General features: G+C 61.6%; 19 protein-coding genes and 1 pseudogene. 14 read left to right on the top strand and 6 right to left on the bottom strand.

What is annotated here, in order from left to right; translation table 11 throughout:
* Window positions 1-131: 131 nt before the first annotated feature.
* Window positions 132-1,067: a helix-turn-helix domain-containing protein gene (locus J1G35_RS10425; protein WP_053129622.1), complete on the bottom strand. Its 936-nt coding sequence runs from the start codon at window positions 1,065-1,067 to the stop codon at window positions 132-134.
* Window positions 1,068-1,318: 251 nt separating this feature from the next.
* Between J1G35_RS10425 and J1G35_RS10420 the strand changes: the two genes are divergently transcribed.
* The 10 genes and pseudogenes from J1G35_RS10420 to J1G35_RS10375 all read left to right on the top strand — a co-directional run bounded on the left by J1G35_RS10420 (window position 1,319) and on the right by J1G35_RS10375 (window position 11,985).
* Entirely contained in the window at window positions 1,319-2,377 is a 1,059-nt protein-coding gene (locus tag J1G35_RS10420; RefSeq protein ID WP_223014874.1) for a phenylacetaldoxime dehydratase family protein, read from the top strand.
* A 95-nt stretch (window positions 2,378-2,472) separates the two neighbouring features.
* Entirely contained in the window at window positions 2,473-3,342 is an 870-nt protein-coding gene (locus J1G35_RS10415; protein ID WP_053129616.1) for a transporter, read from the top strand.
* A gap of 184 nt (window positions 3,343-3,526) precedes the next feature.
* Window positions 3,527-5,041 (top strand): annotated as a pseudogene (locus tag J1G35_RS10410) (amidase).
* An 84-nt stretch (window positions 5,042-5,125) separates the two neighbouring features.
* Complete coding sequence (nthA, locus tag J1G35_RS10405; RefSeq protein ID WP_223014873.1) at window positions 5,126-5,725, top strand: nitrile hydratase subunit alpha; 600 nt, start codon at window positions 5,126-5,128, stop codon at window positions 5,723-5,725.
* Between the two features lie 41 nt (window positions 5,726-5,766).
* Window positions 5,767-6,429, top strand: a complete 663-nt coding sequence (gene nthB / locus J1G35_RS10400; protein WP_223014872.1) for a nitrile hydratase subunit beta — start codon at window positions 5,767-5,769, stop codon at window positions 6,427-6,429.
* A complete protein-coding gene (locus J1G35_RS10395) occupies window positions 6,426-7,685 on the top strand; it encodes a GTP-binding protein (protein WP_223014871.1) in 1,260 nt (419 codons plus the stop codon). Before nthB ends, J1G35_RS10395 begins: the two co-directional genes overlap by 4 nt.
* A 19-nt stretch (window positions 7,686-7,704) precedes the next feature.
* Window positions 7,705-8,997 carry a PAS domain-containing protein gene (locus J1G35_RS10390; protein ID WP_223014870.1) on the top strand — a complete coding sequence of 431 codons (1,293 nt, stop codon included), beginning with the start codon at window positions 7,705-7,707 and terminating at the stop codon, window positions 8,995-8,997.
* 78 nt (window positions 8,998-9,075) lie between these two features.
* On the top strand, window positions 9,076-10,716 hold the full coding sequence (locus J1G35_RS10385) for an AMP-binding protein (protein WP_223014869.1): 1,641 nt from the start codon (window positions 9,076-9,078) through the stop codon (window positions 10,714-10,716).
* 65 nt (window positions 10,717-10,781) lie between these two features.
* Window positions 10,782-11,027, top strand: coding sequence for a hypothetical protein (locus tag J1G35_RS10380; protein WP_053129599.1), 246 nt, complete (start codon window positions 10,782-10,784; stop codon window positions 11,025-11,027).
* 508 nt (window positions 11,028-11,535) lie between these two features.
* Window positions 11,536-11,985, top strand: a complete 450-nt coding sequence (locus J1G35_RS10375; RefSeq protein ID WP_053129594.1) for a response regulator — start codon at window positions 11,536-11,538, stop codon at window positions 11,983-11,985.
* Window positions 11,986-12,073: 88 nt separating this feature from the next.
* Here J1G35_RS10375 and treS read toward each other — a convergent pair whose 3' ends face one another.
* Together treS and J1G35_RS10365 are read right to left on the bottom strand one after the other, a co-directional pair.
* Entirely contained in the window at window positions 12,074-14,137 is a 2,064-nt protein-coding gene (gene treS / locus J1G35_RS10370; protein ID WP_053129591.1) for a maltose alpha-D-glucosyltransferase, read from the bottom strand.
* Between the two features lie 123 nt (window positions 14,138-14,260).
* On the bottom strand, window positions 14,261-15,028 hold the full coding sequence (locus J1G35_RS10365; protein ID WP_223014868.1) for an AraC family transcriptional regulator: 768 nt from the start codon (window positions 15,026-15,028) through the stop codon (window positions 14,261-14,263).
* Window positions 15,029-15,239: 211 nt separating this feature from the next.
* Here J1G35_RS10365 and J1G35_RS10360 point away from each other — a divergent pair, with 211 nt between their 5' ends.
* Genes J1G35_RS10360 through J1G35_RS10350 form a run of 3 tightly spaced genes read left to right on the top strand, consistent with a single transcriptional unit; the run spans window position 15,240 to window position 18,408 of the window.
* Window positions 15,240-16,166, top strand: a complete 927-nt coding sequence (locus J1G35_RS10360) for a 4-hydroxyproline epimerase (protein WP_223014867.1) — start codon at window positions 15,240-15,242, stop codon at window positions 16,164-16,166.
* Between the two features lie 40 nt (window positions 16,167-16,206).
* Window positions 16,207-17,145 (top strand): dihydrodipicolinate synthase family protein, encoded by a 939-nt coding sequence (locus J1G35_RS10355; RefSeq protein ID WP_223014866.1) that lies wholly within the window; start codon window positions 16,207-16,209, stop codon window positions 17,143-17,145.
* A gap of 3 nt (window positions 17,146-17,148) precedes the next feature.
* Window positions 17,149-18,408 (top strand): FAD-dependent oxidoreductase, encoded by a 1,260-nt coding sequence (locus tag J1G35_RS10350; protein ID WP_223014865.1) that lies wholly within the window; start codon window positions 17,149-17,151, stop codon window positions 18,406-18,408.
* Window positions 18,409-18,679: 271 nt separating this feature from the next.
* Here the strand turns inward: J1G35_RS10350 and J1G35_RS10345 are convergent, their stop codons facing one another.
* The 3 genes from J1G35_RS10345 to J1G35_RS10335 all read right to left on the bottom strand — a co-directional run bounded on the left by J1G35_RS10345 (window position 18,680) and on the right by J1G35_RS10335 (window position 21,052).
* Window positions 18,680-19,687: a GlxA family transcriptional regulator gene (locus J1G35_RS10345; protein ID WP_223014864.1), complete on the bottom strand. Its 1,008-nt coding sequence runs from the start codon at window positions 19,685-19,687 to the stop codon at window positions 18,680-18,682.
* A 315-nt stretch (window positions 19,688-20,002) separates the two neighbouring features.
* Window positions 20,003-20,611, bottom strand: a complete 609-nt coding sequence (locus J1G35_RS10340; protein ID WP_090403747.1) for a LysE family translocator — start codon at window positions 20,609-20,611, stop codon at window positions 20,003-20,005.
* A gap of 282 nt (window positions 20,612-20,893) precedes the next feature.
* Complete coding sequence (locus tag J1G35_RS10335) at window positions 20,894-21,052, bottom strand: hypothetical protein (protein ID WP_167361111.1); 159 nt, start codon at window positions 21,050-21,052, stop codon at window positions 20,894-20,896.
* A gap of 153 nt (window positions 21,053-21,205) precedes the next feature.
* Between J1G35_RS10335 and J1G35_RS10330 the strand changes: the two genes are divergently transcribed.
* The gene (locus J1G35_RS10330; protein ID WP_053129569.1) at window positions 21,206-21,463 is read left to right on the top strand and encodes a hypothetical protein; all 258 of its coding nucleotides are present in this window, start codon (window positions 21,206-21,208) and stop codon (window positions 21,461-21,463) included.
* Window positions 21,464-21,508 lie beyond the last annotated feature (45 nt).

Raw genomic sequence — 21,508 nt, 5'->3', positions numbered from 1 at the left:
ATCACAACGCAGCCGGTAAAAACAACCATGCAAGCCTTAAAAGGTGCCAAATACCGGGTATTCAGCACCTGGAAGACTGCCTCGACAGCGCGAGCCGTTCGGACCGGATCCATCCAGAAAACCGTTGAGCGTCAGCTGCGAGGCAAGAGCGTGTGCGGCGCGACCCCGAAAGCCTTGCGAAAAGCATGGCTGAAGTGGGAGAAATCGGAAAATCCGAAGTCCAGTGCGGCTTGGGAAACGCTACGCACCTGACCGCACTCGATAGCCGCTCGACTTGCATTGAGCCGTTCTCTCCAGATCTCCGCGACCGGGCTTTTCTGATGGCGGGCGAATGCACGGGTCACCGTGCGTGTGGACACGTGGTGAGCTTGGGCGAGCAGTTCGATCGACAGTTCCCGTTCAGTCAGATGGCACTGGATGTAGGTCATCATCCGCGCGTACAGATCCAACTCCTGATGGGTCGTCTTCAGTTCCTGAAGTTCCAGACTGATCACCAGCAGGTCGAGAATGGTGCTGGAGTATCGGCTGCAAATCCCTTCATCTTGCACAAGTGCGGGTGTGCTGGCCGTATGGCGCAGCATCTCGCGCAACGGGACCACGCCAGGGCGGCGATCATCCAGCACCATTGCGGTGCATTCAGCAACACGCGGAAGGCGTTGCGTCAGCAACTGTCGAGGGATGCGGACCAGGTGGTTTTCAGTGCCCCCCAGGCTGAATCGAAACGGCCGGGTTGCGTCATAAAGGAACAAATTGCCGGGCCCCAGTGTGGATTTACGCCCCCCTTGCTCAAGTTCGCCATACCCATTGAGCGTAAAGCCCAACCATAAATCTTCTGCCGGACCCGTGCGCAAATGTCGCTCGGAACGCACCCAGTGGTGCAGCGGGGACGACAGTTTGGAGATATCCAGCATGCCCACGCCGGTGACCTCCAGCGTTCCGTTGAAATCGCTCTGGGACGAGGGTTTGCTGTCGGCCACAAGGCAGTGGCGACACACCACTTCCTTCCAGTATTCGAAGCGACGCGGTTGCGAAACGGCAAGGGTGGAATATTGATTGTTCTGAGCCATGGCACTCACCTTAATGCAACGACTTGAAGCAGCGACACGCTGTCAGTCGAGCTGAGCAAGCAAAATCCAGACCAGCGCCACTCACACTTATCACCCTCATTGGGCGCTCCTGTTCAGGTAATCGGTGGCTGTCTTTTCCAACCAAACGATTGGCCTTGCGAACAAAGCGGCGTTGCACACGCCTGCCTAACGTTTACCTCACGGCCTTTGCAGCCCACTCAGCCTGAACCTAAAAAAACAAGGAGCCTCCCATGGAATCTGCGATCGACAAACACCTCAAGTGCCCACGCACGTTGTCCCGCCGTGTGCCCGAAGACTACCAGCCGCCCTTCCCGATGTGGGTCGGACGCGCCGACGAACACTTGAAACAGGTGGTGATGGCCTACCTGGGTGTGCAGTTTCGCGGTGAGGCGCACCGTGAACGCGCCCTGCAGGCGATGCGAGACATGGTCGCCAGCTTCAGCCTGCCCGACGGCCCGCAGACCCACGATTTAACCCATCACACGGACAACAGCGGCTACGACAATCTGATGATCGTCGGCTACTGGAAGGACCCGGCAGCCTACTGCCGCTGGCTGCGATCACCCCAAGTGAATGAGTGGTGGACGTCGCCGGAGCGCCTCAACGAAGGCCTGGGTTACTTTCGGGAAATCACCGCCCCGCGCGCCGAGCAATTCGAAACCTTGTACGCGTTCCAGGAACAGCTGCCGGGCGTCGGCGCGATCATGGACAAGACCAGTGGCGAGATCGAAGAGCATGGCTACTGGGGCTCGATGCGCGATCGCTTCCCCGCGTCCCAGACCGACTGGATGAACCCCAACGGCGAGTTGCAAGTGGTGCAAGGCGACCCCGCCAAAGGTGGGCGTGTCGTGGTCATGGGCCACGACCATATCGCGCTGATCCGCTCCGGTCAGGATTGGGCGGATGCCGAGGCTGACGAACGCTCGTTGTACCTCGATGAAATCCTGCCGACGCTGCAGGACGGCATGGATTTCCTGCGGGATAACGGCGCGCCCCTGGGCTGCTACAGCAATCGCTTCGTGCGCAATATCGACCTCGACGGCAACTTCCTCGACATGAGCTACAACATCGGTCACTGGCGTTCCGTCGAGAAACTGGAACGCTGGGCAGAATCCCACCCCACCCACCTGCGCATCTTCGTCACGTTCTTCCGCGTGGCTGCAGGCCTGGTGAAGTTGCGGCTGTACCACGAAGTGTCGGTCTCGGACGCCAAGAGCCAGATGTTCGAATACATCAACTGCCACCCGCAGACCGGCATGTTGCGTGATGCAGTCGTCGCGCAGGGCTGACAGCCGCCGCCGACCAGTCCGTCTCCCCCGTTTAATGTTTGGCCCCTTCTCTCTAGCGCATGGGGTTGGGGCCACTTTTTGCCAGGAATTCGATCATGAAATTGAGTCGCATCGTGCTGGTGTTGGGAATGCTGCCGTTTGTCAAAAGCCACGCCATTGAGGTCGCACCAGGAGATTTCGAACCGCTGCCCGCAGGCGCCAATGCCCTGCTGTTTTACTACCAGCACGTCGAGCGGTCAGACCTTTATCAGAACGGGCACAGAACCTCCGACAACGCCAAGCTGAGCTCGGATGTAGGCATCCTTCGTTACATCCACGCCATCGGCCTGGCGGACAATCTCGTCTGGGAGCCGCAGATCCTGCTGCCGTTCGGCTACATGAACGCCTCGGGAGATGTCGGGGCACTGGGTGATACCCACGGTGTCGGCGACCCGATCCTCACCGCCCCGCTGAAGTGGACATTGCCGACGGCCAACAAAGATGTGTTCGCGCTGGCCCCCTATCTGTACATCCCTGTCGGCAGCTACGACAAACATGACGCCCTGAACCTGGGTGAGAACCGCTGGCGCGCGACGTTACAAGCGGCCTACATCCACCACTTCTCAGCCCAGTGGGCGCTGGACACCGTCGCGGATGTGTCCTGGGTATCAGCCAATCACGACTATGGCGCGAACAGCGCGAAACTTGAAGAAAACGCTCGATACGAATATCAGACCGCGCTGCGCTACAACTGGACGCCAAGCACCACCTTTGCGGTCGGCGCCGGCTACATCACGGGCGCGGCGACAAGCGTCGACGGTGTCGATCAACACGACGGTCTTTCAACCTCCTACGGGCGCTTTACCGTCACTCACTTCGTTGATCCGACCCTGCAGATACAGGCCCAGCTAGGCCGGGATATCGAGGTCGAGCAAGGGTTCAAGGAAGGTGCACGGCTGAACCTGCGCATCTTGAAAGTGTTCTGAGCGGGCCGCCGTCCTCCGGTGTCTTTTTCAGCCAAGCGAGTGTCCTGCTCAACCAAGCAACTCGCGCCAAAGCTGCCTAATTTGTTCTCCATTGCCACCCGTAATGATCGGGTCTCGCAGGCTCGGGAAGACCTTGAACAACCCCGCGCCTGCGTGCCGATCATCGATGATATCAAGGAAAGTCATGGCTATTATTCGACCCACGCTGGATCAACTGCTGGGCATCGCATCCCAGTTGAACATGCAACTGACGGCCGAGCAGGCAGCGCTCTACCTGGAGCTGATGCAACCGAGCTTCGATGCCTACGACCTGGTCGACGAGCTGCCTGATTTCGTGCCGCCAATACGCTACGAGCGCAGTTCCGGCTACCGTCCCTCGGACAAGGAAAACCCGTTGAACGCCTGGTACTACAGGGCTGAAGTGAACGGTGCCCGCGAGGGCATACTGGCGGGCAAAACCGTCGCGCTGAAAGACAACATCGCCTTGGCGGGCGTGCCGATGATGAACGGCGCCGCACCGCTGGCCGGTTTCGTGCCGTCCTTCGACGCCACCGTCGTGACGCGCTTGCTGGATGCCGGGGCGACTATCCTGGGCAAGGCCACCTGTGAACACTACTGTTTGTCCGGCGGCAGCCACACCTCTGATCCAGCCCCCGTGCACAACCCCCATCGTCACGGTTATGCCGCCGGCGGCTCGTCCTCGGGCAGTGCGGCATTGGTCGCGGCCGGTGAAGTGGACATCGCCGTGGGGGGTGACTAAGGCGGGTCGATCCGCATCCCGTCGTCTTTCTGCGGCATCTACGGCATGAAGCCGACTCACGGCCTGGTGCCCTACTCCGGGATCATGGCGATTGAAGCCACGATCGACCATGCCGGCCCGATTACCGCGAACGTGCGCGACAACGCGCTGATGCTGCAAGCCATGGCCGGTGCTGATGGGCTGGACCCACGCCAGGCGTCGCCGCAGGTCGACGACTATTGCGCCTATCTGGCAAGGGGCGTGAAAGGCCTCAGGATCGGCGTACTGCAAGAGGGGTTCGCGCTTGCCAACCAGGATCCGCGGGTCGCTGACAAGGTGCATGACGCCATCGCCCGTCTAGCGGCGTTGGGCGCGCATGTGGAGTCGGTATCCGTTCCCGAACATAGCCTGGCGGGATCGTTGTGGCACCCCATCGGTTGCGAAGGTTTGACCATGCAGATGATGCATGGCAACGGCGCGGGCTTTAACTGGAAAGGCCTCTACGATGTCGGCTTGCTGGACAAACAGGCCGGCTGGCGCGAACAAGCCGACCAATTATCCGCCTCGCTCAAGCTCTGCATGTTCGTCGGCCAGTTCGGCCTCACGCACTACAACGGGCGCTATTACGCCAAGGCCCAGAACCTCGCGCGCTTTGCCCGCCAGGGCTATGACAAGGCGCTGCAGACCTATGACCTGCTGGTGATGCCGACCACACCGATCATCGCCCAGCCCCACCCTCCTGCGGATTGCTCGATCACCGAATACGTGGCGCGAGCCCTCGAAATGATCGGCAATACCGCGCCGCAGGACATCACCGGGCATCCCGCCATGTCGATTCCATGCGGCCTGGTAGACGGCCTGCCGGTCGGGCTGATGCTGGTCGCGAAACACTACGCCGAAGGCATGATTTACCAGGCAGCGGCGGCGTTTGAAGCCTCTGTGGACTGGCGCACGCTCTGAGCCTTTCAACGGCTTCGCTACTGGCTGAAGAACAATAAGAAACTCAATCACCACACAACCGCGTTGACTGATAGGAGTTACCCCATGAGTACATCCATTCCCGCAGCGACCCCTTCAACGCCCGGCGAAAGAGCCTGGGCACTGTTCCAAGTGCTCAAGAGCAAGGAGCTCATCCCGGAGGGCTATGTCGAGCAGCTCACGCAATTGATGGAGCATGGTTGGAGCCCGGAAAACGGCGCCCGCGTGGTTGCCAAGGCCTGGGTCGACCCGCAGTTCCGCGCGCTGTTGCTCAATGACGCAACCGCCGCGTGTGCGCAGTTCGGGTATACCGGCCCCCAGGGTGAATACATTGTCGCGCTCGAAGACACGCCGGTGCTGAAGAACGTGATCGTCTGCAGCCTCTGCTCGTGCACGAACTGGCCGGTCCTTGGCCTGCCGCCTGAGTGGTACAAGGGCTTTGAGTTTCGTGCACGCCTGGTCCGGGAGGGCCGCACCGTACTGCGCGAACTCGGCACGGAGTTGCCCAGCGACATGGTGGTCAAGGTCTGGGATACCAGCGCCGAAAGCCGCTACCTGGTATTGCCGGTAAGGCCTGAAGGCAGCGAACACATGACCGAAGAGCAGCTGCAAAAGCTGGTCACCAAAGACGTGCTGATCGGCGTCGCCCTGCCCAGCGTTGGCTGAGAACACCCCCTCATCATCGTTCAACTCCCGGAGTTTTGATTATGGATGGCTTTCACGATCTCGGCGGTTTCCAAGGTTTTGGAAAAGTACCCCACACCATCAATAGCTTGAGCTACAAGCAAGTCTTCAAGCAGGACTGGGAACACCTGGCCTACAGCCTGATGTTTGTCGGCGCCGACCACTTGAAGAAATTCAGCGTCGACGAGGTGCGTCACGCCGTCGAACGCCTGGATGTTCGTCAGCACGTCGGCACGCAATATTACGAGCGCTACGTCATTGCGACCGCCACCCTGTTGGTGGAAACGGGCGTGATTACCCAGGCCGAACTCGATCAGGCCCTGGGCTCTCACTTCAAGCTGGCGAACCCCGCCCATAGCGCAGGTCGCCAGGCGATCACCGGGCGGCCGCCCTTTGAAGTGGGCGACCGGGTGCTGGTGCGCGACGAGTATGTGGCCGGGCACGTCCGCATGCCCGCCTATGTGCGCGGCAAGGAAGGCGTGGTGCTGCACCGGACAACAGAAAAATGGCCGTTCCCGGACGCCATTGGCCATGGCGATGCGAGCGCGGCCCATCAACCGACCTACCACGTCGAGTTCCGTGTGAAAGACCTGTGGGGGGATGCCGCCGATGACGGGTTCGTGGTGGTCGACCTGTTCGAAAGCTACCTGGACAAAGCCGCCAGCTCGCCAGCGGTGAACGCATGATTGACGGCGCCCAGGCGGGCCGCCTGCCGGTGACCGTGCTTTCCGGCTTCCTCGGCGCCGGCAAGACCACCGTACTGAACCACATCCTGCGCAATCGCGAAGGCCTGCGAGTGGCGGTCATCGTCAACGACATGAGCGAAGTCAATATCGATGCCGAAGAGGTGCAGCGCGAGGTCGCGCTGCACCATGGTCGCGATGAGTTGATCGAGATGAGCAATGGTTGTATCTGCTGCACGCTGCGCGCCGATCTGCTGGAGCAGATCAGCGCCCTGGCGCGCCAGCAGCGTTTCGATTACCTGCTCATCGAGTCCACGGGCATCTCCGAGCCAATGCCGGTGGCGGAGACGTTCGCGTTCCTTGACGCTGATGGCTTCAGCCTCAGCGAACTGGCGCGCCTGGATACGTTGGTGACGGTGGTCGATGGCAGTCGTTTCCAGGCGTTGCTCGAATCACCGCACACCGTTGACCGCGACGACGCATCGCCGGACGCGCCCGAACGCCCTCTGGCGGATCTTCTGATCGAACAGGTGGAGTACGCCAACGTCATTCTCGTCAATAAGCTGGACCTGCTCGATGAGCCAGGCTACCAGGCCGTACACGCGATCCTCACGAGCCTCAATCCAAGCGCGCGGATCCTGCCGATGACCCACGGTCACGTCGGGTTATCCAGCATCCTCGGGACCCATCTGTTTGATTTGCCCAGTCTGGCGGCGTCGCCGGGCTGGATGCAGAAGATGGCAGCGACGGACGCGCCGTCCTCCGAGTCGGACACCTATGGGGTGACGTCCTGGGTCTACCGTGAACGCGCGCCTTTCCACCCCCGGCGATTGCTCGATTTTCTCCAGCGCCCCTGGCACAACGGGCGGCTGTTGCGCAGCAAGGGTTATTTCTGGCTTGCCAGCCGCCACTTGGACATCGGCCTGCTGGTGCAAAGCGGCAAGCAGTTCCAGTGGGATTATGTCGGGCGCTGGTGGAATTTTGTCGAGCAGCCGCAGTGGCCGCGAGATGAATACCGGCTGCAGAGCATCCTGGCCAAATGGGACAGCGTGGTCGGCGACTGCCGGCAGGAATTGGTCTTTATCGGCCAAGGGCTCGACACCGACGTGTTACAGCGCGAGCTCGACCACTGCCTGCTGAGCCCGCAGGAAATCGCCGCCGGCCCACTGGCCTGGCAGACATTCCCAGGGGCAGCCGCATTTGACACCGGGGCCCTATCGGCATGCCCCGCGCAACCCTTGGCGGTTGCACCCATTTGATCCGAGGTAGAGGTACCCGATGCTTTTTTTCAGTCGAACCACCCGCCGGGTATTGGCGCCGCTGGCCGACAGACTGGACCAGCCTGACCAGCCGAGTACGCCGCTGTCGTCGAACAACCCGCTGCTACGCCGCATCCTCGCGGGCGTCGAGACCTTGCTGCAAGAGCGGCGAGCACTGCAGGAACAGGTTCGCGCGCTGACATTGGAAACCAGCCGTCTAGCCGAACAACTCGCCGGCCGTGACACGCTTTTGCAGGAATGGGAGGCGCGCTGGGCGCTGATCACTCAAGGCGCCGGTGACCTGTTTTGGGAACTGGAAACCCAGGGGCTCGCTGCACCTGCGCTGGAGTGTGCAGTGCGGTGGACCGGGGTCGCGTCGATCCAACCCCAAGGTATCGATCAGCTGGGTCGCTGGAACGAACAACTGCACCCCGCCGACCGCCAACGGCAGCTAGACGCGCTGGCCAGGCACCTGGCTGATCGCAGCGGACGAACCGCGTTTACCCTGGACGTGCGCATGGCCCTTGCCCCAGGTGACGACTATCGCTGGTGCAGGATCAATGGTGCGGCGCGCCGCGATGCGCAAGGCGTGCCGGTCGCCATCGGCGGCAGCCTGCGCGATATCCACCAACAACATTTGCGCGACGAGGCACTCGAACTGGCGGCCACACGCTTCGAGATTTCCCGTGAAATGCTCCATGACGGGCTGTGGGATATCGAGGTGGTGGCGGGTGATCCGGCGAACCCGAAAAACACCATCTGGTGGTCGTCGCAAATGCGTCGACTGCTGGGACACAACACCGTCGAAGAGTTTCCCAACACCTTGGAAAGCTGGACGTCACGCCTGCACCCCGATGACAGCGACCGGGCAATTGCAGCGTTTGTCGCCCACGTCGACGACCGCAGTGGACAAACACCGTTCGATGTCGACTACCGGCTTAAGCACAGCAGCGGCAATTACCGCTGGTTTCGCGGCCGTGGGCAAACGCGACGCGCAGAGGATGGTTCCCCGCAAAGAGTGGTGGGCGCCATCACCGATATCCATGCCAACCACGAAGAAAGCGCGATGCGCGCGGCTCAGGAACACCAGCACCAGGTGATGCAGGAGACCTTGCGCAAGCTGACGCACATTGTCGCCACCATCCAGGGCATTGCCAGCCAGACCAACCTGTTGGCGCTGAACGCCGCCATTGAGGCCGCCCGCGCTGGCGAGGCCGGACGCGGATTCGCGGTGGTCGCCGACGAAGTTCGCAAGCTGGCCACTCGCACCAGCCAGGCCACCCAGCAAGCGGCCGACATGATGGACAGCTAGCCCGCTGAACCGCGCAGCGCCGATCAATCGGCAAAGCGCGCCACAGTACTAACCCAATAAAAATAACCAGGTGTCGTTATGCGTGATTATCAATCTGTCGCCACGTCCTTCAATTATCTGCACACCGCCGAGCAGGCGTTGCAAGGCGACCTCGCGGCCTTGAACGCCTGCATCGAGTGCTGTGACCGACACGCCCACGCCGAAGCCGTGGCGTTGTATTGCGAAGCCCAGGATGGCAGCGCTACGCACTACACCTTCAAGCAATTGCAGGCAGACGCTGCACGCTTCGGCAATTTTTTGCGTGAGCAGGGTGTGCAGCCGGGAGATCGTGTTGCCGGCCTGATGCCGCGCACGGTTGAGCTGTTGATTGCGATCTTAGGCACCTGGCGGGTGGGCGCGGTCTATCAACCGCTCTTCACCGCCTTTGGTCCCAAGGCGATCGAGCAGCGATTGGACTGCTCCAACGCTCGCTGGATCATCACCGACAGCCAAAACCGCCCCAAGCTGGACGACGTTGCCAACTGCCCCAGCATCGTCGTCACCGGCGATCACCCAAAGCACCCGGGCGATTACCCGTTCTGGACCACGCTGGATCGCCACAGCGTCGAGTGCGAACCCGTGCTGCTGGACGCCAGCGCGCCGTTCCTGTTGATGTGCACATCGGGCACAACCGGGCCGGCCAAGCCTCTGGAAGTGCCATTGCGCGCCATTCTGGCCTTCAAGGGTTACATGCGTGACGCGATTGGCCTGCGTGATGACGACCGTTTCTGGAACCTGGCCGATCCCGGCTGGGCCTACGGCCTGTATTACGCAGTGACCGGCCCGCTGGCGTGCGGTCATGCGACGCTGTTCTATAACGGCCCGTTCACGGTAGAGAGCACGTGCCGAATCATCGCCAAGTACGCCATCAGCAATCTGGCCGGTTCACCCACGGCGTATCGCCTGCTCATCGCCGAAGGGGCGGCGTTCGCCAGCGCCGTACGCGGCCACCTGCGCGCCGTCAGCAGTGCCGGCGAGCCGCTCAACCCACAAGTCATCCGTTGGTTTGCCGAGCAACTGAACGTGATCATTCACGATCATTACGGCCAGACCGAAGTCGGCATGGTGCTGTGCAATCACCACCGCTTGCGCCATCCGGTACGTGAGGGCTCGGCGGGTTATGCGGTGCCCGGCTACCGCATCGTCGTGCTGGATGACGCTCATCGGGAATTGCCGGCAGGTCGGCCGGGCGTCCTGGCGGTGGATCGCGAGCGCTCGCCCCTGTGTTGGTTCGAGGGGTATTTGAAGATGCCCACCCAGGCCTTTGTGGGTCGCTATTACCTGAGCGGCGATATTGTCGAGTTGAATGACGACGGCAGTATCAGCTTCGTCGGCCGCAATGATGATGTGATCACCACGTCCGGCTATCGCGTCGGGCCTTTCGACGTCGAAAGCGCCCTGATCGAGCACCCGGCCGTGATCGAAGCGGCCGTGATCGGCAAGCCCGACCCACAACGCACCGAGCTGATCAAAGCCTTTGTGGTGCTGAGCAACCAGTACCCACCGAGCACCGAATTGGCCGAAGCACTGCGCCTGCACGTCCGCCAGCGCCTGGCCGCACATGCTTACCCTCGGGAGGTGGAGTTCGTCGAACAACTGCCCAAGACGCCCAGTGGCAAGTTGCAGCGGTTCATTCTGCGCAACCAGGAAATTGCCCGACAGCAGTCCGCCGGTGCATGAAGCCGTTGGCACTTTTTCCAGCGCCGCCTGTCAACCCTGCATCACTGACGAGTTAGCGGGTCATCATGCACAGTTGGAAGAAGCTATCACTGACCGCGGACCTGGAGCGCAGCCTGCCCGGTCACCAGGTGGATTGCATCCTGATCAATGGCTGGACGGCTACCGTCCTGGTCAGGCAGCCCGAGCATGACGCGATGTTTTGCACGACGGGTATCAACCTGGCCACGCTTGCAGACAGCTCAAGTATTCAAAAACTGGCTGAAGAGCTGGTGTTTGAGATCGACATGTCCAAGGGCGGGAGAGTGGGCTAGCTCTCCCGTTCTGATTCATTCGGCTGTGCTTGCGAGGAATTCGCCTGCTCTGCGAACAAGCCTCCTCCACTCACTCCCATTGATGAGGCCGGTGCTCTCCATCTCGTCGGCCTTCCTCAGCAATTTGAAATATTTGTCCTCAATATCCCGATCATTTACAGCCTGGGAGTAGATATCCGCCCAGGCCTTTACTGCAGAACGCCGTGTTGATTGCTGCATTTGAGCACCTGATTAAGTCCGCGCAAGTAGAGCGGTGCCCCTCAAAAATCGTTCCTATGCGCCGCTGACGATCCGACCAGCGGTGGCACTAAGCTACTACTGATTCCTATTCCAGGCTGCCATTCCAGGGTGGCGGTTATTCCTTGCGCGTAAATACAGCGCCAGGGCGCCCCCACCCAGTCCGGCCCAGTGTCCTGAGCGCGGAACTTTCAGACCCGTCTTAATCCAATCCCTGCCTGTCATCGCTACGCTGGGCCCCTACCCATCCGCACGCTGACAGGTCCTCTCCATGATCGACAAACACCTGCGCATCCTTATCGTGGATCCACTGCACGCCCATGTCCTGCAGATCGAAAAAATGCTCAACCGCATGGGTTATTACTGCATTGCGACGGCCGGCAGTGCCACCGAGGCCCTGAGAATGAGCCGCGCCGGACGGACGCCGTTCGACGTGTTGCTGGCGGCCGACAACCTGGTGCGAACACCCGGGATGAACGGGTCTTCGTTTGAGGTGTACGCCATCGAAAACGTGTTTATCTACAGCCGCCCGGCTGACTGTGCAGACGTGCACCTGCCCCACCAAGGTGAACGTTACTGGCGCTGCGGCTTGCCGGAATACCTGGTGCTGGAGTGGTTCATGGCGCGCTCTCAACGCCGCACACCTGGGGCTACTGCCACCCGCCCCCCATCACTTTGTACAAACTCACCCGATTACTTTGCTCTGCCAGGCGCAGGGTGATATCCGCAACCTGCGGCGCAAGCTGGAACAGGTGTGCCTGGGGGAAACCCCTCCCACATTTGGTTCTTCGGGGCTTGGAGGATTGGGGTTACATCGGCGTGCTGCTGATAACCCGCAGCGCCAACCCCTCGTACGCATCCAGGGTAATGGTGAACTCACCCTCCGCGGTCAGGTCCCCTTCTACCCGTTCGTTGATGATGTCCACCACCATCCCGGCCGCGATGTCCGGCAGGTGCAGGGTTTCGGTGATCGGTGTGGCGCCGAAGTTCAGCGCGGTGATTTGCGTGCCTTTGCCGGCTGGCAAGTCGTGGACCATGATCAACAGGCCAGGGTTCTGCACGTCTGGCACCAGTATCTGGCGGCTGGCGGCGATGTCGTAGGCACGGCGCACGGCGAGGATTTTTTGCAGTTGCGAGGCAAACGATTCCGGGTCCTGCAACTGGCTGTTGAGGCTGCCGTAGAGGCTTTTAGAGCGCGGCATCTGACCGGCCGACAATTCTGCGTCCGGGTTGAGGTCCACCAGGTCGTAGGCGCCGCGATGAATCCAGCGGGTATCGCCATCCTGCATCAAGTGCGCGACCTCATCGGCCGCCAGCGGCAGCGCGCCTACCAGGTCCCAGCCGGACAAGGCGAACACCCCCGGCTGCATGGCGTTGTACATCACCAGCAGTAAGTGGATCTGGCGAATCTGTTGAATGTCCGCCGCACTGATCGCCTCCAGGTCGCGAATGCCCAGCGCCGCCGTGATGATGCTGGCGGTGGTGCAGGACACCCCATTGGTCACGAACTTGAGGTTGTACGGCGCGTGCTCGCCGGCCAGGCGCTCGTACATCTGCTCGCGGATGTGCTCGCGCAGGATATTGCCGGGGAACGTCTGGCCCTGGTAAAGGAAGGTGTCGTGGGCGTGCAGGGTCCAGAAGTGCACCAGTTCCAGGGTCAGCTCATCGTGGTTCTGCAACGCATGGATCAGCGAGCCGGGGTCGATGCCCTGGCGGTGCATTTCGCGCAGCATCAGGCGCAGGAATTCGGCATCGCCCATCAACAGCGCGTGTTGGTACGCCGGGCGGGTGATGAAGTCATAGGACAGGTCGGCGCCGCCGTGGGACATCGACGCAATGTCATCCACCGTGAGGTTCAACTCCTGGAAGCTGAAACCGCCGGCCTTGCGAATCGCCCCGCCCAGCAACTGGTTGCCGGTAATCGACAGCGGATGGCTCTCGGACCAGGCCGTGCCATCGAGGGTGCGTTCCACACCGAGGAAGCCATTGGCGTCCAGGCGCAGGATTTTCGCGCCCATCACATCGATGGCGTGCAAGGCGTCGCCGATGATCATCTGCTGCGCGGCGAAAGTCGGGTCGAGCCAGTTCAGCGACGGCTGGCCTTCCTTGAAATAGTGCAGGTACACCCAGCGGCGCGGCTTGCCATCCACGCCGATGACCACGGGCGTGGTGCTCCAGTCGGTTTCCTTGACGCCGGGCTCGAAGAAAATCACCCGTTGCAACTGGCCGACGATGTAGTGCTTGTCGCGCAGTGCATCGACTTGCAGCGGGCTGAGGTTCTGCGCATCGCGGCCCTCGGCTACGTCGGGCAGCAACGGCCAGTCTTCCTCGCGGATCTCCACCATGTGGTAAAGGCCGGGGTAATCCTCGTAGGCCATCTCGGCCAGGCGAAAGTCCGCGCCCTTGCCGGTGTGGGACGGAATCACATCGTCAATGATCACCGCGTTGTGCGCGGCGGCCATGCGCGTCAGCGCCTGCAACTGCGCCTCGGTGCCCAACTGCGGGTCGATCTCGAAGCTGATGCGGTCGAAGTTGCCGTCGATGGTCGGCGTGTGCCGTGTGCCGGTGAGGCCACCGGATTTTTTCAGCGGGCCATTATGGATGCCCTGGATGCCGATCTTCGACAGTGCCTGCCACAGCGTCTCGTCCCCCAACGCCTCCAGCACCGTACCGCCCTCGCGGGTCACAATCGACGCCGGGTAGGCGGTAAACCACACCGACGACAAGGCCGAGGCATCACGGGGCCGGGTCTGCGCATACGGCTGTTGCCACAACCGGCCCTGGCCTGAATAGAGCTTGGCGCGCTGGCGTGCCGCGTGCAGCATCGATTGTTCCACCAGCCAGTTCACATGGTTGTTTTCAGCCGCGGTCATAAGCTCGGTACCTGTCGTCGTTAAACATTACTCGTGAACATATGAGGGTTCGGTGGGCCATTCGTTGCATTGCAATGTGGCTTGCCGGCGACGACCTTCGGTATCTCCACCTCTTCAGCGTGCTCAGCAGGTTTCCCGATACTGCCTCGGCGTAAACCCGGTCGACGCCTTGAACTGCCGCGTAAACGCGCTGTGGTCGGTATAGCCGCATTGCAGCGCGACTTCAGTAATCGGCATGTCGCTGTGCAATAAGCGATGGGCGTGTTCCAACCGCACTTTCTGGATCATCTGCCGGGGTGTCAGGTGGAACACGCGTTTGCAGTAGCGCTCCAGTTGCGCCACGGAAATACCGGCGATGCGCGTCAGTTCGCCGAGGGTGACGCGGCGGTTGAAGTGCGTGCGGATGTGCTCGTCCACGGCGGCCAGGCGTTGGTAGGCCGGGTGGGTTTGGCTGGCCGATTGCAGGTCGACCGAGATCCCGGCCAGGCCGATGATGCGGCCTTCGTGGTTGTACAGCGGCCATTTGTGGGTGAGGCACCAGCCGGGCTCGCGGCTGCCGTAGAGGTGCAGTTCGAGTTGGTCTTCCAGCACAAGGCCCTGCTCCAGCACGCGCCGGTCCTGCTCGGTGTAGCCCGGCCCCAATTGTGCGGGAAACACTTCGGCGCTGGTCTTGCCCAGCAATGGTTGCAACTGCTTGAGGCCGCAACGTTGCACCAGGGTGCGGTTGGCGAGGACGTAACGGGCGTCCGTGTCCTTGATGAAGATGGCGGCATTGGGGAACACGTCCAGCATCGGCAGCAACTGCGCCACACCGGCCAGTAGCTGCTCGATGCTGTGGGGAGGGCTTGCCCCGAGCCCTTGGCAAAGGCTTGCAAACGCGCTTTGAAGCATGAGTGTCTCTCCCCGGCGTTCACCTTGATGGCAAGCAGATTGCCCCATGCCCGGGGTGCTGTCGAGCATGGCGGACTGTGCTGAATTCGTCATCGATGCCAGCAAAAAACATCAATCGCCGCCGCGCTTGCGCGTTCACGATAGGGCCACTGCATGCCTATCCATACACTCACAGGAAAGCACCCCACAGCTTTCAGAGAGGGAGCGCGTTATGAAGCGACTGCACGTGATCGACTCCCATACAGGCGGCGAGCCCACGCGCCTGGTGATGACCGGCTTCCCCGCGCTCAAGGGCGCGAGCATCGCCGACCAGTTGGAAAACCTGCGCACAGAGCACGACCGGTGGCGCCGCGCCTGCCTGCTGGAACCGCGTGGCAATGACGTTCTGGTCGGTGCGCTGTACTGCGCGCCCGTCACCCCAGGCGCCACCTGCGGGGTGATCTTCTTCAACAACGCCGGTTACCTGGGGATGTGCGGCCACGGCACCATCGGCCTGATGGCGTCCTTGCACCACTTGGGGCGCATCCAGCCGGGTGTGCACAGCATCGACACGCCGGTAGGACCGGTCACGGCGACACTGCACGATGACGGCGCCGTGACCCTGCGCAACGTGCCCGCCTATCGTTATCGCGAGCAGATCGCGGTGTCGGTGCCGGGCCACGGCGTGGTCCAGGGCGATATTGCCTGGGGTGGCAACTGGTTTTTCCTGGTTTCCGAGCACGGTATAGCGCTGGAGATGGACAACGTCGACGCCCTCACCGACTACACCTGGGCGATGCTCAAGGCCCTTGAGGCCCAGGGCATCCGCGGCGCCGATGGCGCCCTGATCGACCATGTCGAACTGTTCGCCGACGACGCCCACGCCAACAGTCGCAACTTCGTGATGTGCCCCGGCAAAGCCTACGACCGCTCACCCTGCGGCACCGGCACCAGCGCCAAGCTGGCGTGTCTGGCCGCCGATGGAAAGCTCGCCCCCGGTGCGCCCTGGATACAAGCCAGCATCACCGGCAGCCAGTTCGAAGGCCGCTATGAATGGGACGGCCAGCGTGTCATCCCTTTCATCACAGGCCGCGCCTACATGACCGCCGACAGCACGCTGCTGATCGACGAACAAGACCCGTTTGCCTGGGGCATCTGAGCCCATCCCGTTTGATTGAACGTTGTAAGGAGCCAGGACAATGAGCGACAACATCTTCACCGGTTGCATCCCCGCGTTGATGACCCCGTGCACCGCCGCGCGCAAGCCGGACTTCGACGCGCTGGTCGCCAAGGGCCGCGAACTGATCGATATCGGCATGAGCGCCGTGGTGTACTGCGGTTCCATGGGCGACTGGCCGTTGCTCACCGAAGCCGAGCGCCAGGAGGGCGTAGCGCGCCTGGTGGCGGCCGGCGTGCCGACCATTGTCGGTACCGGTGCGGTGAACAGCCGTGAGGCGGTGGCTCACGCTGCCCACGCGGCCAAGGTTGGCGCCCATGGTTTGATGGTGATCCCTCGCGTGCTGTCCCGTGGCGCTTCGGCCACTGCGCAAAAAGCGCATTTCTCGGCGATCCTCAAGGCCGCGCCCAACCTGCCGGCGGTGATCTACAACAGCCCCTACTACGGCTTCGCCACCCGCGCGGAATTGTTCTTCGAACTGCGCCGCGAACACCCGAACCTGATCGGTTTCAAGGAATTCGGTGGCGGCGCCGACCTGCGCTACGCCGCCGAGCACATCACCTCCCAGGACGACAGCGTGACCCTGATGGTCGGCGTCGATACCCAGGTGGTGCACGGTTTCGTCAACTGCAACGCTACGGGCGCGATCACCGGCATTGGCAACGCACTGCCTCGCGAAGTGTTGCACCTGGTAGCCCTGAGCAGGCAAGCGGCCAAGGGCGATGCCAAGGCCCGCCGCCTGGCCCGTGAGCTGGAAGGCGCGCTGGCGGTGCTGTCGTCCTTCGATGAAGGCTGCGACCTGGTGCTGTATTACAAGCACCTGATGGTACTCAACGGCGACCAGGCCTACGCCCTGCACTTCAACGAGACCGACGTGCTCAGCGATGCCCAGCGGCGTTACGCCGAGCATCAATACGCGCTGTTCCGCCAGTGGTATGCCAACTGGTCGAGAGAGGCGTAGCTGATGCACGACCCTGCCCCTGCAGATATCGCCGTAATCGGAGCCGGCATCATTGGCGTTGCCTGCGCCCTGCAGCTGGCGCGACAGGGACGGCAAGTGCTGGTGATCGACCAACTGGAACCCGGCATGGGCGCCTCCTACGGCAACGCCGGGCACCTGGCGACCGAACAGGTGTTCCCGATCGCCGACCTGTCGATCCTCAAGCGCTTGCCCGCCATGCTCATGGACCCCATGGGCCCGCTGCGCCTGGACTGGAAATACCTGCCGCGCGCCCTGCCCTGGTTCATCCGCCTGCTGCTGAACCTGCGCCCGGCGAGTTACCAGCGCACGGTGACGGGTCTGCGCGCGCTCAATGAAGCGAGCCTTGGCGCCTGGCAACGGTTGCTGGCAAGCATCCAGCGCCCGGAGCTGTTGCGCGAAGATGGCTCGCTGCTGGTGTTCGAACGTTCAGACGCCCGCGCGGCCATCGATGGGTTGCAACAGCGTATGCGGCAGCAAAACGTGCCGGTGGATTTCTGGTCGGCGGATGCCATTCGAGGGATCGCCCCGCAATTGAGCGCCCGGATCCAGGGCGGCCTGTTTTTCCCGCAAACAGGGCACTTCCTCGACCCTTACCGGTTGGTCTGCGAATTGGTGGATGCGGCCAAGGCCAGTGGCGTGCAGTTCCTCCAACGCCAGGTGCTGGATGCGCGGGTTGAAGGCGATGGGGTCACCATGAGCACCGATCAAGGCACCTTCGCCGCCCGCCAGGTCCTGATCGCCTGTGGCGCCCACTCGGCCAAACTCACCGCCGCCCTGACCGGCAAAAAAGTCCCGCTGGACACCGAACGCGGCTATCACCTGATGCTGCCCCATGAACAGCAACGCCTGCCGTTTGCCGTCACGTCCCTGGAACGCAAGTTCATCATGACCCCGATGGCAGGCGGGCTGCGCCTGGCCGGCACGGTGGAATTCGCCGGCCTCGACCGCCCACCGAACATGGCACGCGCGTGGGAGTTGCATCGGTTGAGCCAGGGGCTGTTTCGCAAGGACCTGAGTGCAGAAGATGCGACGCCGTGGATGGGATTCAGACCATCGCTGCCGGATTCGCTGCCGATTATTGATCGGGTGTGTGACGGGAAGGTGCTGCTTGCGTTTGGGCATCAGCATCTGGGGCTGACCCAGGCGGCGGTGACGGCGGAGATGGTGGGGCAATTGGCGTCGGTGACGCATGCGCTTTCAGGGTTGCCGGCGCTAGGGCCGTATCGCCTGGAGCGGTTTTGAGGAGAGCCGCGCACTCTTATTACTGGTTAAACATTTTATTGATCGAACACATTCTTGTGGCGAGCGGGCTAGCCCCGCGTTGGGCTGCGCAGCAGCCCCAAAACCAGCCTCTGCGGAATATCAGGTAGACCGTATTTGTCCTTCATTGGGGGCGCTTCGCACCCCAACGCGGGGCAAGCCCGCTCGCCACAGGGGGTTCCGTTTGCTGTGCGACAGCGCTAAGTCGGAGATTCAGCGGGACCTCCGGCATTTATTTGGATTTCCTCGCACCTTACTTGACCAACCGCTTCTCCTTGGAGGGGCGATATCCGAAATACGAGCTGTAGCACTTGCTGAAATGGCTCGGCGAGACAAACCCGCACGCCACCAGCACTTCCACCTGTGACAGTTCGGTGTGCTGCAACAACCGGCGTGCTTCGGTGACGCGCAGTTCCATGTAGTAGCGCTGCGGTGTGGTGCCCAGTTGCTCTTTGAACAGGCGCTCCAACTGGCGGCGCGAGCGGCCGGCGTAGACGGCGAGTTGGTCGAGTTCCAGCGGTTCTTCGAGGTTGGCGTCCATCAGCTTGACCACTTCGCGCAGGGGCGCGCTGACGCTGATATTTTCGGTGGGTTTGATGCGCCGGTAGCGCGACTCTTCGAAGGCCAGGATGTCTTCGATGCCTTCAACCAGGGCTTTGTCGTGCAGACTTTTGATCCAGTCCAGGGCCATGTGGAAGGCACCGGAGGGGCTCGACGCGGTGAGGCGGTCGCGGTCGATCACGTAGGGTTCGCTGGTAACATGGGTGGCCTTGGACACTTCCGCCAAGGCCGGGCGGTGTTCGGGGTGGATGGCGCAGCGGTAGCCTTGCAACAGGCCGGCGCGGCCGAGGAACCATGCGCCGTTCCACAACCCGGCGAGGCTCACGCCCTGCTCGGCGGCGCTGCGCAGCAGCTGGATCAAGTGCTCGCTGGCCTTGAGTTCGGTGCGAAAGCCGCCGCAGATCACCAGCAGATCCAGGCCTTGCAGCGCAGGGGCATCGAGACGTGCATCCGGGCGGATCACCAGGCCCAGGTCGCTGATGACTTCGCCGTCATCACACCCGAAGGTTCGCGTGGCGAACAGATCAGGGCGCAGCAGGTTGGCGGTGACCACGGTGTCGAGGGTCTGGGTGAAGGCCGGTAGGGAGAAATGTTCAAGCAGCAGGAAGCCGACGCGGATGACCGACGCCGGCTGGGAGGTTTCGTTGAGGTAGCGCAGGTTCTTGCCTTTCATGCCACCGCTGAACTGGCGTCTTTCCATCGAGGGTTGGCCCACTTTTATTGTTGATGCAATGGGCGCCATCTTAGGGGGAAAAGCCGTGGTTGTCCCAGGCACTGATCTTGAAAAAATCACAGGCCCCAAAAGCCCGTGGCAGAACACTCCCCAGCGCATCTGATACGGTTTTTTCTTTTCTATCTGCGCCTGTATTGAAATGCCGTCTGGGCGGACAATAGCCCACATCCCCACCCCCTTCCCTTTGGAGGCCTTATGACCAAGATGGCGATTTTCCTGTTCGGTTTTTTAGTACTGACCATCGGCATCGGCCTGCTGGCGACCATCTCGCCGGTCTGACGCCTAGCCGGCAAACAGCATCGGGTACAGCGACAGCACCAACAGCCCGGCCATTGACCAATTGAACAGCCTCAACCAGCGCGGCTCGCGCAGCACATTACGCAAGCCGCTGCCACATCCGACCCACACGCACACGCTGGGCAGGTTGACCACGGCAAAGACCAGCGCAATCACCAGCACGTTGGTGACATAGCCCTCAGCCGGCGTATAGGTGGTGATGGCCCCGAGCGCCATGATCCACGCCTTGGGGTTCACCCACTGAAACGCCGCCGCACCGAGGAAGGTCATGGGTTTGCCGTGCTCATCATTGCTATCGGACATACCGCCCGCCGTCGCGATCTTCCAGGCCAGGTACAACAAGTACGCCGCGCCCACGTAGCGCAACACCGTGTAGGCCCACGGGAACACCTTGAACACTTCGCCCAGTCCCAGGCCGACCGAAATCACCAACAGCATGAAACCGATACTGATCCCCAGTGCATGGGGCATCGAGCGGCGAAACCCGAAGTTCACTCCCGAGGCGAGCAACATGGTGTTATTCGGACCTGGGGTGATCGAGGACACGAAGGCGAACAGCACAAAGGCTGAGAGCAGGCTGGTAGACATGAACATGGTGCGGCTTCCGAGCGGTGTGATATGCCTGCGACAGTAGTGGGTTATGCCTCCCGGCGCCCCGTACAGCCAGGCACGGATCGAGGCATACACTTCCAGGTTCAAATCGCTCAGGCGCTTTCACAAACCTTTCACACACACAGCCTTATGGTGAACCCAGCTCCTAATGAACATCCCTTTTAGCCCGTGCTCCCCATCACGGGCTTTTCTTTGCCTGGGATTTATCCCGGGCAAAAAAAGAGGTGGGCCATAATTCATGGCCCACCTCTGGTTGACTAACGGTTAACGCGGACCGCCCCCTGGGCCACCGCCTTGACCATGACCACCACCGCCGTGGCCACCACCCCCGCCACCGCCCGGCGGCATGAATATCCAGCAGCCCGACAAGGTCGACAACAGCGCGACAACAACAGCCGCCTTGGTTAGGTAATTCAACTTCATGACAACACTCTCTGCTTTACAAGGTTGGGTGTACTTAAAGTAAGACCGCCGCCACTGAAGTCCGTCACGGGTTTCGTGTAACGTCTTGGTAGGGTTTGTGTAGGGGTGGATACACGTCAATTCATTGATGCGAGTTAATCCGGAGTGACGGAAATGAAAGAGTTGATACAGGGCCTGGACGGACCCAGAACGGCCCAGCAGGAATTGTTTTACGACCTGGAAGATGCAGCGGCGGTCATCGGCTGGTCCGTGGTTGAGCTGACAGCCCTGGCAACCAGCAGCAGAACGCCGAGTGAGGCGGTGGCGTTGATGAAGGTCTGTACGTTGCTGGCAACTCAGCAGGAGAAACTGGCCAAGTACGCGGGTGAAGTGAAGGAGCAGCGCATCAGCAGGTCCGAGACTGACTACTGAAGATTGAGGTCAGTACGCTCAAGAATGGAGGCCTCGACTCGTCAA

Origin of the sequence: Pseudomonas sp. SH10-3B, from assembly GCF_019891415.1 — a bacterium.
Taxonomy (GTDB): Bacteria; Pseudomonadota; Gammaproteobacteria; order Pseudomonadales; family Pseudomonadaceae; genus Aquipseudomonas.
The sequence above is the reverse complement of the archived record's forward strand: the minus strand, read 5'-3'. Positions and strand labels throughout refer to the sequence as shown.